This is a genomic window from Rhizobium sp. SRDI969 (genome assembly GCF_025152725.1).
In the GTDB taxonomy this organism is placed as follows: Bacteria; Pseudomonadota; Alphaproteobacteria; order Rhizobiales; family Rhizobiaceae; genus Rhizobium; species Rhizobium leguminosarum_I.
The window spans coordinates 301298-315799 of the sequence record NZ_CP104036.1 but is presented as its reverse complement, the minus strand read 5'-3'; the positions used below and the strand labels follow the sequence as shown (position 1 = coordinate 315799).

The following is a 14502-nucleotide window of genomic DNA, read 5'->3' as shown; positions in this document are numbered from 1 at the left end:
GCCGGAGCCGATGACCAATAGCCGACCCTGGATCCCCTATCTGCTGATCCTGCCATCCGTCGCCTTCCTGGCACTGCTGTTCGTCGTGCCACTGGTGCAGACGATCTGGCTGGCGGTTTCGGATAATGGCGCGCCATCGCTCGCCAATGCCGAGCGCATGGTAACCGACATCAATTTCACCCGCTCGGTTAAGAACACCTTCCTGCTGACGATCGCGGTCGTGCCGGTGCAGATCGCCTTGGCGCTGGCCATGGGCACGATGGTCGCCAAAGTCGGCCGCGGGCGCGAGACGATCCTGTGGATCTGGACAATCCCGCTCGGCATTTCCGATCTCGCCGCCGGTCTCGTCTGGTTGTCGATCCTGCAAAATACCGGCTATCTGAATTCGCTGCTCTTCGGCCTCGGCATCATCGGCAGACAGGCAAGCTGGCTCTCCTACCAGACGCCGGTCGCGCTCTTCCTCGCGATTGCCGTTGCCGAAATCTGGCGCGGCACGGCCATCGTCATGGTCATCATCGTCGCCGGTCTGAACCAGGTGCCGAAGGAGTTCAAAGAAGCCGCCGAAATCTTCGGCGCTGGTCCGTGGACGCGCTTCTGGCGTATCACCTTGCCGCTGATCCGCCCGGCCCTGCAATCGGCACTGATCCTGCGCACCGTGCTCGCCTTCGAAGTCTTCGCGGTAGTCTATGCGCTCGGCGGGCGCAATTTTCCGGTCCTCGTCGGCGAGGCCTACAACTGGCAGAACCAGAACCAGAATTACAGCGTCGCCGCCGCCTACGCGGTGCTGATCATGATCATCTCGCTTGCCGCCACGCTCATCTATCTCAAGGCCTTGAAGGTCAATCCGGAGCGCCTGCCATGACCACGGATACCATCAGCATGACCGCGGACACCCCCGACGCCACCGGCTTCGTCTCATCGCGCCGTTGGCTGCTCTGGAGCGGCATCGCCGCCCTCTGCGCCTGGGTGCTGGTCCCGATCTATCTGGTCGCGCTCGGCGCCCTCGGCGGACGTCAGGGCGTCTATATCTGGCCGAAGACCGGCCTTCCCACCGGCATTTCACTGGGGCCCTTTTTTCTCTTCCTGAAGACCGAGGGCGTCGTCCAATCTTTTCTCAATTCGCTGGGGGCAGCCGGCATCACGGTGGCGCTTTCGATCATGCTCGGCGCGCCGGCCGGTTACGCGCTCGCCCGCTATGATTTCCGCGGCAAGGACGGCTACCGCCTCCTGGTGTTGCTGACCCGCGCCTTCCCGCTGGCGATCCTGGCATTGCCGCTGACGGTCTCCTTCATACGGCTCGGCCTCTACGATACGATCCTCGGCGTCGGCCTCATCCATACGGTGCTGGCGCTGCCTTTCGCCGCACTCGTCACCCAGGGCATTTTCCTCGGCGTGCCCAAGGAGTTGGAGGAAGCCGCCTGGGTGTTCGGCTGCACCCGCATCCAGGCCTTCTTCAAGGTGGTGGCACCCTTGGCGCTTCCCGGCATCGTCGCAACTGCGGTCTTTGCCTTCGTCATCTCGTGGAACGAGGTCTTTGCCGCCTCGGTGCTGACGGTGCGCAACCGCACGCTGACCGCCTACCTGCTGACCGTGCTTTCGGAAAGCCCGATGCATTACCGCTTTGCGGGGGGGCTGATGCTCATCCTTCCCTCGGTTGTCTTCATCTTCGCGGTCAGGCGCTACCTCTTCGCGATCTGGGGCATTTCCTCCAAGTAACGGGACCAGAGATATGGCCAATATTGTCATCGACCGCATCCGCAAGAGCTTCGGAGCCTTCGAGGCGCTGAAAGAGGTCTCGCTGACGATCAACGACGGCGAATTCGTCTCGCTGCTCGGTCCATCCGGCTGCGGCAAGACCACGCTGCTACGCATCATCGCCGGCCTCGAGACGGCCACATCGGGAGATGTCCGCATCGGCGACAAGTCGGTGATCGGCCTGGCGCCTCGGGATCGCGGCCTTGCGATGGTCTTCCAGAACTACGCCGTCTTTCCGCATATGACCGTCTACGAAAACGTCGCCTTCGGGCTGCGGATGCAGAAAGCCAACGACGCACGCGTGAAGGCGCAGGTCGAGAAGGCCGCCGGCCTCCTGCATATCGAGCAATATCTCGACCGATACCCGAACAAGCTCTCCGGCGGCCAGCGCCAGCGCGTCGCGGTCGCTCGTGCCCTTGCCGTCGAACCGAAGGTGCTGCTGATGGACGAGCCGCTTTCGAACCTCGACGCGCTGCTCCGCTTGGAAATGCGCACCGAACTCAAGACCGTGCTGCAATCGGCCGGCACCACGACGATCTACGTCACCCACGATCAGACGGAAGCGATGGGCCTTTCCGACCGCATCGCCGTCATGCATGGCGGCGTGGTCGAGCAGGTTGGCCATCCGGTCGAGATCTACAATCACCCGGCAACACGTTTCGTCGGCGGCTTCATCGGCAACCCGCCGATGAACTTCATCAAGGTGCCGGTGACGAACAGCCAGGTGGCGGCAGGCGCCGAACGGCTTGCAGCGCCGCAGGAGTCCGGCGATGAAGTGATCCTCGGCCTGCGCGGCGAAGCCGTCGAACTCGCGCCGCTGCCGCAGGGTCTCGAAATGCGGGTGCGCGTTGCCGAACCTATGGGCTCGCACCTGCTTCTGACCGGCTCGATCCACGACCAGCCGGTGCGCGTCATCCTGCCGGCTTCGGAGACCGTAAAGAGCGGCGATACGATCGGCCTGAAGCTCGACCAGAAGCGCATCACCTGGCTTTCGCCCGAAAGCGGCAAATCCTTTCCGTCCGTCCTGGCCTAAGAATACCGGAGTACCCGACATGAACATGCATATCGACCAGGCGAAGCGCATCCTCGCTGCCAACGATCGCGGCGGCTATACCGTGCCGACCGACAGGCTCTACCCCTTCCAGTGGAACTGGGATTCCGCCTTCGTCGCCATGGGCTTCGCGCTCTACGATATCGATCGTGCCTATCGCGAGCTGGAGCGGCTGGTCGAAGGCCAATGGGTGGACGGGATGATCCCGCATATCGTCTTCCATGCGCCGAGCGAAACCTATTTCCCAGGACCGACCGTCTGGCGCACGCAGCACAAGATCCCGACCTCCGGCATAACCCAGCCGCCGGTCTTCGCAATCGCACTGCGCAAGCTGCACGAAACCGCCGGCAAGGAGGGCGAAGCGCGCACCCTGCCCCTCTACGAGGCGGCGCTGAAATGGCATCGCTGGTGGTATTCCGCCCGCGACCCTGAATGTACCGGGCTCGTCGCACTCCTGCATCCATGGGAAAGCGGCAGCGACAATTCTCCGGCCTGGGACATCGCGCTCGCTCGTGTACCCACCACCACCACCGACACGCCGGTGGTGCGCAAGGATACCGGCCATGTCGATGCCGACATGCGCCCGCGCGACGAGGATTACCGCCGCTTCATTCATCTGGTCGATACCTATGCTGCCTGCGGGTGGGATCCGGCCAAACAATGGGAAAAGGCGCCGTTCAAGGTCGCCGAGATCCAGACGACCGCCATCCTGCTCAAGGCCGGCGAAGACCTCGAACACCTCGCCCGCCTCCTCGGCCGGACGGAGGACGCAATCGAGATCGCCGCCCTCAACGACCGCAGCCGCAAGGCGATGATGGTCCAATGGCGGCCGGACCTTGCCCGCTTTGTCTCGCGAGACCTGATCTCCGGCGAAGATGTCGAGGCCGCCACGCAAGCCGGCTTCATCCCCCTCCTCTCGCTGGATCTCGGCAGGCAGGTTGCCGACGCGCTGGTTTCGGAAATGAAGGCCTGGTCCGAGGGCCTCAAGGTCGCCTTTCCCACCACCAAGCCGGGTATCGCTAGCTGGGAGCCGAAGCGTTACTGGCGCGGCCCCGCCTGGGCGATCATCAACTGGCTGCTGATCGACGGCCTCAAGCGCAATGGCTACGCGGGTGTCGCCGAAGAGCTGCGGCAATCCACCATCGCAGCGATCGAGACGGAAGGTTTCGCCGAATATTTCGACCCGGTCACTGGTCAAGGTTGCGGCGGCCTCGGCTTTTCCTGGACGGCTGCCGCGTACCTGTGGCTTGAACGAAGCGCATTCCCTGCTTGAGTGTGGAGCAGGGCGTTACCAAGCCATTTTCTGCGGTTGGATTAACCGCTCCAAGGTCGCCTATATGTAAAGCGCATGATTTAATCATACGCTTTGTTATAAGGAGATAACGAAGGACACACACTATGCGCACAACCCAACCCCTCACCATTACCCTCCCGCTGGAAATGGCGCAAATGGTGAAGGCCAAAGTCAGCTCCGGCGAATATGCGACCGAGAGCGAAGTCGTCCGCGACGGCCTGCGCACCTTGGCCGCCCGCGACGCCGCTATTGAGAAATGGCTTCGCGACGAGGTGGTGCCCACCTATGACGCGATGAAAGCTCACCCTGAGCGCGCCCTCTCCGCCGAGGAAGTCAGCCGGCGGCTCAATGCCCGTATGGCCGCTCACGCCAAGAAATAACGCGGGGCATGAACTACACCGTTATTTTCGCGCCTCAGGCGAGCGATGACCTCGAAAACCTGCTGGTGTATCTGATAGACGAGGCCGGGCGGGAGACGGCTTGCAGCTAAGTCGATAAGATTGTGGATTACTGCCTCAGTTTTGAAACGTTTCCCGAGCGTGGCGCCTTGCGTGACGATCTGCGGCTGGGGCTACGCGTCGTTGGATATCGCGGCAAGGCAAGCATCGCGTTTGTGGTGGAAGAGAATATTGTATCTATCCTGCGTGTTTTCCATCGCGGCCAAGATGTCAGCTTCGACGATTAGCAAAGCCATCATGATCGGCAGCTGGCTGCCAGAAAATGGGTCGCTCAGCCCCAGAAAATGGCTGACCAACTCTAAAGGGGGCTCTATGGTTAATCCGGCTGCCATGGCTGCATGGTGAGCACATTGCCGCCCAGCTTGGAGAAGGCGCGTTGCCGACAGGAGAAGACGAGGATCTGCTGGTCGCGCGATTGGCGGTGCAGCGCATCGAACATTCGCTCGATCCGGTCGTCGTCGGAATAAACAAGCGCATCGTCAAGGATGACAGGCGCCGGCCGGCCGTCGCGGGCAAGCAGCCGTGCGAATGCAAGGCGGGTCAGCACCGAGAGCTGCTCCCGCATGCCGCCGCTCAGCCGGTCGACATCCTCGTCCAGGCCGTTGCGGCGCACGATTTGCGGCAGCAACGTGTCGCCGTCGAAGGTGATCGAGATGTCGTCGAACAGCAGGCCGAGCAGCGGGGCGAGTTCGTTCATGACCGGCTTGAGATAAAGATCACGCGCCGCCGCGCGCGTCGCCGTCAGCGCCTTGCGCAAGCGATCGAGCACGCCGACCTCCGTTTCGAAACGCTTCACCTGCTCGCGCGCGGCTGCCAGAAAATCCCGCGTTTCCGCCCAGATTTCTTCCAGAGCACTGTCCGAGCGGGTGCGGATCTGACCGCCGAGATCAGCAAGCTCCTCGCGAAGCCTGGCAATTTCGCGGCCCGCGGCGTCGGCGACCGAGCGCGCCCTGGCAAGGGCAGCCTCCGCGCCTGCGAGGTCCCGCCCTGTCCTGCGCAAAGGCGCGGCCCTGAGTTCGATCGTATCGACCTGCTCTTTGGCGCTGGAGAGTTTTTCGGCGAGGTTCTGTTGCAATTCATTTCGGCCCGCCTCAGGGCCGATGACCGCCTCAATGGCCTCGCGTTCCTGGCCAAGCCTGGCGTGCTCGGTCTGCGCGCGCAATATGGCCTCGCCGGCTTCCGTGCGCATCACTGACGCCTCCCGCGCCCGGTTGCGCGCCAGTTCGATGCGCCGTGTCGCATCCGCGAGACGGGCACGCACCTCTTCCGGGTTGGCGTCAAGTTCGACCGGACCTTGGCTGAGTTCGGCAAAGCGTGCGGCGTCGAGGTGAAGCTCGTCAATGCCATTCGGAGCGAGTTCGGCGAGCCGCTGGCGCGCCCTCACCAGTTCCTCCCGCTTGTTTCGCGCAGCAATATCGCGCTGCCGCGCCGTCCGCAGACTGTCGACACCGAGCTTGGCAAGCAATGTTTGGCGCGTGGCTTCCGCGGTCTCCAGCGCCCCATTGTGGTCGGCCTGCCGGCTGGGATGGATGGTCAGGGTGCCTATGCCTGTTATGTCAAGCCTCGCCATTCCGGCAAAGCTCTTATCCTCGCCCCCATGCAGAGGCTGGCGGTCCATGCTCACCAATCCGGAAACGTCCTTCAGGTAATCGATCCTGAGTGAGGGAAGGCCGACCTCGGCGGCTGCGCGCAAGCCGACGATCTTGATGTCGAGTGCTTCAAGCCGTTCGATGGCATCGGCTGGAATGGCGAGCAATGCATGCGCCGCCTCCCCATCCTCGATCTGCTGGCGCGCCGCTTCCGCCTGTTCGAGACGCAGACGGACCTCGGCCAGACGCTCGGCGGCGTGGCGTGAACGTAGCGCTGCCTCCAGCCGCCCAAGCAGTTCGCGGTTCAACCGCTCCTCCTCTTCGGCCGCCTGCACCTCCGCCGTTGCAGCCTCGCTTTCAACAAGCGATGCCGCGCGTCGCTCGGCTGCATTTGAAAGCTCTTTCTCCGCCAAGGCGAAACGCCGCGCGAGTTCGCCGCTGCGGTTCAATGCTGCGTGGAAGCGGTCGAATGCCTGCTGCGCCTGATCGCGGCGGCTGGCGGCCAAGGCACCCTCTGCGTCGAGCGCTTTGAGTTCCCTGTCATGCAGTTTAGCGGCTTCGAGCACCGACTCGGCGTTGGCAATCGCGGTTTTCCGGCCGGCTTCCTCATCAGGGTTTTCCAGTTCGCCGAGTCTCGCCTGCACCGAGCGGCGGCGGTCGAGTGCGCCGTGCAGCATCTCCACCTCCTTGGCCAGTCGCGCCTCCTCCTCCTGCAGCCCGTCACGCTCCTCGAGCGCGGCGGCAAAGCGGCCTCCTGCCTTCGGCCGCAGCGTTGCGGTGACCAAGCGATTGAGTTCTTCCTCGCAGGCTTCGAGCACCGCCGACATGCGCCGTCCGCCCGTCAGCGCCTCCACCTCGCCCTGCACCGAAGACAGCAGGCTTTCGCGCACTCGCTTGTCGTTTTCTTCCTCGCTCTTGCTGCGATTTTCGATGCCGGTGACGCCCTGGCGAACCCAGAGCAGGCCTGCCGGGCCGGAGGTTCCGCCGGAAATGAGATCGCCGATGAAAGCCTCGGCTTCGTCAGCCTGGGCGACGATCCGGCCGCTGCCGAGATCGGTGACGCTGGCGCGCCGTCCGCTATGGAACTGCTTGGTCAGGCGGTAGCGGCCGGCTTCGATCGTGATATCGGCCTCGACGATCGGATTGCCGCCGCTATAGGGGCGTAGCATCTGCACGCTCTTTGGGTTGCCGCTGTGCGGCTGGAAGAACAGGGCATGCAGCGCCTCGAAACAGGTTGATTTTCCATGTTCGTTGGCGGCGCTCAGCACATTGACGCCGTCGGCGATTCCTTCGACGGATATTCCGCGGCCGGCGAAGCGTTTGACATTGTGGAGGCGAAGGGCGGTGAGTTTCATCGATCGATCGCCTCGCAATAGGAAAACAGGCGGATCAACGCTTGGCGCGCCACGCCCCTGTCATCGCCGGAACGGGCCTCGTCGAGGCTTTCGGCAAGAAGCAATTCCGCAGCATCGCGCAGCGCACCGGCTCGGTCGATGGTCTCCAGATCATCGCTCTCGCAGTCGGTCCCCAGAAGGTCGGCATCGATCTCCAGATGCGCAAATTCCGGCGCGACCTGCTCCAGCAGGCTGATCATCGCCGTTCGCCCGTTCAACCGGGCACGGCCGGACAGCGCCACGCGCAACAGGGTTTGTCGCCGCGCGAACGGTTCCGGCAGCGCGGCCTTGAGCACTTCAACGCCGTCTTCCGACGCCAGCAGCGGAAGCTGCAATGTCTGCCAGGAAAAGCTGGCGGTCGTCACCGCCGTCGTCGTTGGCATCGCCCCCTGCCCGGCAATGGAGACGACCATCGCCTGCCCCGGCCGGTCATGCTTGAAACGGTCCGGCTCGGGCGCGCCGCTGTAATATGTTCTGGCGTCCACCGCCACCGATCCGTGCCAATCGCCGAGCGCCATGTAGTCGAGGCCGGCGAGCGCCGCGCGGTTCGGCGCAATCACGTTGGCGGCCGTGGCATCCTCCGAAAATTCCTGGATGGGGCCATGGGCGAGGCCGATGCGGATAGCGCCGTCCGCTGTGGCGGCACCCGTCATCCATTCGGTCAGGTCGCGGCCCGGCCTCCTGGTCGTGCAAGGCGCCGGCAGCAGGATGACATCAGGCCCAAGTGGAAGAGGCACCGCTTCCGTCGCCAGGATGACATTGTCGGGCACCACGCCGCGCGCAGCACTCCAGAGCTGATCGGCCAGCAGCGAATCGTGGTTGCCGGGAAGCAAGACCCAGCGCAGCGGCGTATTCCGGGCCATCTCGCCAAGCGCTTGCCGAAGCACGGCAGGCGTCGGCGTCTCGGTGTCGAAGGTGTCGCCGGCGAGCAGGATGAAACCAGCCCCATGCTCTCGTGCTGCAGCGGCAAGCCTGGCGATGACACCATGCCGTGCCTCGCGCAGGCGTCCTCTCAAATCCTCCGGAAGATTGCCAAATCGTTTGCCAATATGCAGGTCCGAACTGTGCAGGAAGGAAAACATTGATCAGCCATGTTTGCGATGCGCTGCGAGCCTTCGAGCATGGCCAAAGACCTCTCGTCCGCAGTTTTGTGATTCCGTTGTTCCGAGGCAGACCATGACTCCCGGCTATGGGCGAGGCAAGTCCATCCTGGCCGAGCAAGCGGTTATCCAATGTTTGTCTGATTTTGAGCGGTGCACGACATCCATCCCGTCGCCGTACAGGAATTATGCAGACGCGGTGACCGACCACGTCGGCGAAGGCATCGTCTATTATCCAAGGGTTTTACCTGCCGATGGAAATCGAACAGTTGATCCCATCATCGCTGCGCCTAAGTCACCTGGTTGAACACCACCATCTTGTCGTCGGCCATCTCTTCCATCGTCCAGGGAATGCCACCGACCCCGTATCCTGACTGCCTGCGTCCGGAAAAAGGCATCCAATCGGTACGGAACGCGGTGTGGTCGTTGACGAGAACGGCCGATGCATCCAGATGTTTTGCCGCCCTGAGAGCAACCACTATGTCGGCGGAAAAGACGCTCGCCTGGAAGGCATAAGGCAGCGAGTTGGCAATGCGGATCGCTTGGTCGAGGTCGCGGTAGCCGTAGACGCAGGTCAGTGGTCCAAAGACCTCGAGCATGGACACTTTCGCCTCAGTAGGCGGGTTCAGCAGAACCGAAGGCAGAAGTGTCGTCTCGGACATCCGCCCACCGCCGATCTGCCTGGCTCCGGCGTCCGTCGCCTCCTTGATCCAGGCCGTGACGCGGTCTGCCTCGCGTGGCAGAATGAGCGGCCCTACCTCGGTTTGCATAAGCGTGGGATCGCCGACATGCAGGGCTGCCACCCTGGCAGCGAGAGCTTCGGTGAAGGAAGCGACAATATCTTCATGCACGAAGAGACGCTGGGCCGACACGCAGACCTGCCCGGCGTGATAATAGCCGCCTTTGACGATGGTGCCGACGATCGCATCGACCTTTGCGCTGCGGTCGACGATGACGGGTGCTGCTCCACCGTGCTCAAGCGCGCATCGGGTGCCCGGCGGCAGCTTGCTCTTGAGGGACCAGCCGACCTTCGCCGAGCCGATGAAGCTCAGAAACGCGACACGACGATCGATTGCCAAGGCTTCGGCAAGCACATTGTCCTCGGTGATGAGGGTCTGGCACCAGCGTTCGTCGAGACCGGCCTCCCAGAACAGCTTGACGATCTCGATACAGGAAACCGGGGTCGTTGCTGCCGGCTTGATGATCACCGGGCAACCGACTGCAATCGCCGGCGCGATCTGGTGGATGATGAGATTGAGCGGATGGTTGAAGGCCGAGATCGCCGCCACGACGCCGATCGGCTCCTTGGTGGTGAAAGCCCATCGGTTCGCGCTGGCCGCAGTCAGCCCCATAGGGATTTCCTTGCCGCCGAAATTGCGCAGCTCGTCCGCCGCATTGAGGAGGCCGTCGATCCCGCGCGTCACCTCGATGATTGCGTCGGTCAGCGGCTTGCCGCCTTCACGAGCGATCATCATCGCAAAACGATCGCGGTTCACCTGAAGAAGTGCCGACGCCTTCCTGAGGATTGCCATCCTCTGATGCGCGGGCAGCCAGCCATCGCGATCGGCGAAGGCTTTGGCGGCGAGCTGAAGCTTGCGCTCGAGCGCGGCCGCGTCGTCTGCCGGCAGCTCTGTTATCGGTTCGCGGTCGAACGCCTGGTAGACCTTCATGGCAAGCGGCATCTCAGACCTCCAATATCGCGGGGAGCCGTTCGCGAAGCTCCTTCACCAGCACGCATTCATTTTCAGAGTAGTCCACCGGCACATTCACCAGATGCACGCCACCGCCGGAGAACGCCTCTTCGAGGACCTGTTTGAACCGGCCGATATCATCGACCCTGGTTCCTTTGGCGCCGTAGGATTCGGCATATTTCACGAAGTCGGGATTGCCGAAGGTCATCCCGAAATCCGGGAACTCATCCACCGCCTGCTTCCAGCGGATCATGCCGTAGGCATTGTCCTCGATCACGAGGACAACGAGGTTGAGTTTGAGCCGGACGGCGGTTTCGAGTTCCTGGGAATTCATCATGAAGCCGCCGTCACCTGAGATGGCCATGACCCGTCGCTCGGGATAGAGCATCGAGGCAACCATCGCCGACGGCAGTCCGGCTCCCATCGTTGCAAGAGCGTTGTCGAGCAACAGCGTGTTCGCCATCCGCGTCCGGTAGTTCCGCGCGAACCAGATCTTGTACATGCCGTTGTCGAGCGCCAGGATGCCGTCATGCGGCATTACTTCTCTTATATCGTGGACCAGCCGCTGTGGGGTGAAACGATCCTCCGTCGCCCGCGCGGCGATGCGCTCGAGAATGCGCTCGCGCAGATGGAGAAGCGCCTGCGCATTCGGCAGCTTGCCCTCGAGGCGGTCGGCCAGCGCCTTCAGAGAGGGGCCGATGTCGCCGATGACCTCGGATTGCGGGAAATAGACCTGCTCGACGGTCGCCGGCTGATATCCGATATGGACGACCTTCGGGCCGCCCTTGCCCATGATGAACGGCGGCTTCTCGATCGTGTCATGGCCGATCGTGATGATGAGGTCGGCCTGTTCGATGGCCTCGTGGACATAATCCCGCTCCGATAGCGCCGCGGTGCCCATGTAAAGTTCGGTTCCACCTGGAACCGTTCCCTTCCCCATCTGGGTCGTGAAGAACGGGATGCGCGTGCGGATCACGAATTGGGCGATGTCAGAGGTCGAGCGGGGACGGGAGGCGGCGGCCCCGAACATCAGAAGCGGACGTTTGGCTGCGGCAATGAGTGCGGCGGCGCGGTCAAGCGCCGCGTCGCTTGCCGTCGGCAGTTCGAGCTGATGCGGCGCAATCAGCGCCACCTCCTGGCATTCTTCGGCCGCGATATCTTCCGGAAGCTCAAGATGCACCGGCCCCGGCCTTTCCTCCTGGGCGATGCGGAACGCCTCCCTGACCGTCGTCGGGATCATCTGCGGCGACACGATCTGCCTTGCGAGCTTGGTCAGCGGCTTCATCGACGCGACGACGTCGACCACCTGGAAGCGCGCCTGGCGGGACGAGAGGATGCCTTTCTGACCGGTGATCATCACCATCGGCATCGCCCCGAGCAGGGCGTATGCGGCACCCGTAGAGAGGTTCAGGGCGCCGGGCCCGAGAGTCGTCAGGCAGACGCCCGGCTTGCCTGTCAGGCGGCCATAGGTCGCCGCCATGAAAGCCGCCGCCTGCTCGTGTCGGGTGAGCACGAGCTCAATCGACGACTTGCGGATGGATTCGACAACGTCGAGATTCTCTTCGCCTGGGATGCCGAAAATGCGATCGACACCTTCGTTTTCAAGCGCTGCCACTAGAAGATCGGAGCCTTTGGTCATGGATGTGTGCCCGCTGTTTGGTTAGAGGCTTCAAGAAAGGAAGGACCCCTCGAACATATGTTCTTTTTCGCGCTCGTCCATGCGTTCGACGGCATTGGCGGTTGCCCTCAATCCTGGTGACCGGGAATTTGCAGATAAGATTTGCCGCGGGAATAAAAAAGCTGTCCGCAGTTCTGCCGGCAGACAGCTCTGACTGATGATGTGAGATGTTGCCGTTCAGGCCGGCATCTCACGCGGTTGCCGGCAAAAGATCAGGTGCCTCGCTGTGAATTGCAAGCACCGCCTATAGCTGAAACGACCACTCTCGCGACCCGTCGCATTCTCGCTGATACCGAAACGCCCCAAGTCCGTTCGCGCCGCATCGACTGTGGGCGCGATAGGCCTGTCTTCTGTGCGAGCTGATAAAACAGATTTTGCTGAAAACGATCGTGAATGCGAAGGGGCTCTTGCGAGGAAGTTCTGTCGACGCCGGGTCACCGTAGCCGCAGTTGCTATCGGATAATGGGCAAGGCCAAGGTGAGGAGCGCGGCGAATACCATGACGACGCCATAAGGTATCTTCCGGCTCGCCCGAATTTCCTCGATGCGCATGAAAAAGGCGAGGTGTGCGACGGGCAATGGCACCGGCAGCCGCAGGGCCAGCAGTGTGACGATGCCAAGGACGAGGAGGAAAAACGAAAACGGCAGCATTCCATGCCATCCGACAAAAAGGCCGATCGGCAGAAAAAGCTTGGCATCCCCTGCACCAAACAGCCGGAACGCCCAGAGCGCCACTCCGAGCATAAACATCAGCAGACCGGCCCCGACGTCGCCGCCAATTCCGCTCGACGCAAAGAGAGCAGCGCCGACGTCCTCGGAGCCGAGCATCACGGCCACCGCGCGCAGTGCATAAAGTGTCACGAGCGCAAGCACGATCGCGTTGGGGATCTTCCATGTGCGGAAATCGGTCCAGGCGGCGTAGAGAAAAAGTAATACTGAAATCGAACTAATAACATCGAACATTTTCAGCATAGTATCCAACCTTTCGGGCTATTATGCGCTGATTTAAAGTTGAGTTCCAATAAAATCCGATGACGTATTCGGTTTTTACGAATTGACCCTGGACTTTCGTCTTAACCATAAAAGTATAGATGCCGATCGCCCGCGTATAAAACAATTGACTAAATTAGACTTAACAGATTATTAATACAACCAGTCGAAGGGGCGGTCTCGACGACAGAGCGGCCGGGGGAAATTACGGCGCACAACTTACCTGGGAGGTAATTCTCGATGAAAGCACTTGTAAACTGCGTACGCGCTTTCGCGCGGGAAGAAGACGGCGTCGCACTCACTGAATACCTCATTCTGCTTGCCTTGCTGGTCGGCGGCGTGATTACGGCGGTGACATTGGCCGGCACCAATCTGGCTGCCGTTTGGACGGGATGGGCAGGGTGGTTCACCACCAATCTGGCTGTCCCAGCCTGATATTGGCGTTCTAAGAAGGGAGGGGTTTTTGTTAACCCCTCTCCTCTAAATTAGCAAAAATGAATGGATGCACTCCGTCCAGTGTAGCGAGTAACCGCGATGCGTTCTTCAACGATCTTAAGTCTCGTTATTGCGTTTGTACTTGCCGCCGCAGCAGTTTTCGGCATGCGCGAGTATCTCTCCGATCAGAAGGCCCGGCTGCTGGCGATGAACGGCGTGAAGGCCGAGGAACGGACACTCGTTGTCGCCGCCAAACCGATGCGCTTCGGCGACCGGATCCGGCCCGAAAATCTCAGAGCCATCCCATGGCCCTCCAATGAAACACCCGCAGGCTCGTTCGTCAGCGTCGAGCTGGTCGTTGGCAGCGATGCCCAGCCGCGCTATGCCATGGCGGCGATCGACCCCGGCGAGCCGGTGCTATCCTCGAAAATCACCGGTACCGGCGAACGCGCCACGCTGTCGGCGGCCCTCGACCAGGGCATGAAGGCCGTTTCCATCCGCGTCAACGACGTGCTCGGCGTTGCCGGCTTCGTCAGGCCTTCCGATCGCGTCGACGTGCTTCTGACGCGGGTCGTACGCGGGCCGACCGGCAACGACCAGACCTTCGTCGACGTGCTGCTGCAGGGCGTCAAGGTGCTGGCGGTGGACCAGACGGCCGACGAGCGCAAGGACGAACCATCCGTCGTGAAAACCGTGACTTTTGAAGTCACGACCGATGAGGCGCAGCGCCTTACCCTCGGCTCCAGCATCGGCACGCTCTCGCTGGCGCTTCGCAATATTGCCTCTGCCTCCATCGAGCAAACCCGGCCGATCACCGTTGCCGACCTTGGTGGCGGGGCGATGGCGACCGAACTCGGCAATGATCTGGAAAAGAATAAGTTGCCAGAACCTGAAAAACAAGTGCAGATTGTGGAGCCAAAGGTCGAACCGGTATTGCCGGTCGAGCCGAAGTGGGTGACGGTGGGGGTCTGGAACACGACGAAGCGCGAGGAGCACAGAGTCGGCCTGGTCCAGTGATGTTTAGGCGGCATGCCGCAGATGCGGCCAGCCGAATGAGGGGGCAACAGC

Annotated in this window: 13 protein-coding genes; 8 read left to right on the top strand and 5 right to left on the bottom strand. The window is 62.0% G+C overall.

Translation table 11 applies throughout. The annotated features are described in order from the left end of the window. Positions 1-10: 10 nt before the first annotated feature. From N2A41_RS25660 to N2A41_RS25635, 6 genes are all read left to right on the top strand, one after another. On the top strand, positions 11-862 hold the full coding sequence (locus N2A41_RS25660; protein WP_260111431.1) for a carbohydrate ABC transporter permease: 852 nt from the start codon (positions 11-13) through the stop codon (positions 860-862). Continuing rightward, a complete protein-coding gene (locus N2A41_RS25655; RefSeq protein WP_260111430.1) occupies positions 859-1716 on the top strand; it encodes a carbohydrate ABC transporter permease in 858 nt (285 codons plus the stop codon). Before N2A41_RS25660 ends, N2A41_RS25655 begins: the two co-directional genes overlap by 4 nt. A 13-nt stretch (positions 1717-1729) precedes the next feature. Continuing rightward, entirely contained in the window at positions 1730-2788 is a 1059-nt protein-coding gene (locus N2A41_RS25650; RefSeq protein ID WP_260111429.1) for an ABC transporter ATP-binding protein, read from the top strand. Positions 2789-2807: 19 nt separating this feature from the next. Further along, entirely contained in the window at positions 2808-4079 is a 1272-nt protein-coding gene (locus N2A41_RS25645) for an MGH1-like glycoside hydrolase domain-containing protein (protein WP_260111428.1), read from the top strand. Positions 4080-4204: 125 nt separating this feature from the next. Then, a complete protein-coding gene (locus N2A41_RS25640) occupies positions 4205-4480 on the top strand; it encodes a ribbon-helix-helix domain-containing protein (protein ID WP_260111427.1) in 276 nt (91 codons plus the stop codon). Positions 4481-4602: 122 nt separating this feature from the next. Continuing rightward, positions 4603-4785, top strand: a complete 183-nt coding sequence (locus N2A41_RS25635) for a type II toxin-antitoxin system RelE/ParE family toxin (RefSeq protein WP_260111426.1) — start codon at positions 4603-4605, stop codon at positions 4783-4785. Between the two features lie 89 nt (positions 4786-4874). On the opposite strand, the gene N2A41_RS25630 is transcribed toward N2A41_RS25635, so the two are convergent. From N2A41_RS25630 to N2A41_RS25610, 5 genes are all read right to left on the bottom strand, one after another. Next, positions 4875-7502, bottom strand: coding sequence for an AAA family ATPase (locus N2A41_RS25630; RefSeq protein ID WP_260111425.1), 2628 nt, complete (start codon positions 7500-7502; stop codon positions 4875-4877). After that, positions 7499-8623 carry a metallophosphoesterase family protein gene (locus N2A41_RS25625; protein ID WP_260111424.1) on the bottom strand — a complete coding sequence of 375 codons (1125 nt, stop codon included), beginning with the start codon at positions 8621-8623 and terminating at the stop codon, positions 7499-7501. The genes N2A41_RS25630 and N2A41_RS25625 overlap by 4 nt, the downstream gene beginning before the upstream one ends. A gap of 308 nt (positions 8624-8931) precedes the next feature. Next, entirely contained in the window at positions 8932-10323 is a 1392-nt protein-coding gene (locus N2A41_RS25620; RefSeq protein WP_260111423.1) for an aldehyde dehydrogenase family protein, read from the bottom strand. Between the two features lies 1 nt (position 10324). Next, on the bottom strand, positions 10325-11971 hold the full coding sequence (locus tag N2A41_RS25615; RefSeq protein WP_260111422.1) for an acetolactate synthase large subunit: 1647 nt from the start codon (positions 11969-11971) through the stop codon (positions 10325-10327). 491 nt (positions 11972-12462) lie between these two features. Then, the gene (locus tag N2A41_RS25610) at positions 12463-12981 is read right to left on the bottom strand and encodes a prepilin peptidase (protein WP_260111421.1); all 519 of its coding nucleotides are present in this window, start codon (positions 12979-12981) and stop codon (positions 12463-12465) included. 258 nt (positions 12982-13239) lie between these two features. On the opposite strand from N2A41_RS25610, the gene N2A41_RS25605 reads away from it, so the two are divergent. Continuing rightward, positions 13240-13434, top strand: a complete 195-nt coding sequence (locus N2A41_RS25605; RefSeq protein ID WP_260111420.1) for a Flp family type IVb pilin — start codon at positions 13240-13242, stop codon at positions 13432-13434. Positions 13435-13533: 99 nt separating this feature from the next. Then, entirely contained in the window at positions 13534-14451 is a 918-nt protein-coding gene (gene cpaB / locus N2A41_RS25600) for a Flp pilus assembly protein CpaB (protein ID WP_222281332.1), read from the top strand. The last annotated feature ends 51 nt before the right edge of the window (positions 14452-14502 follow it).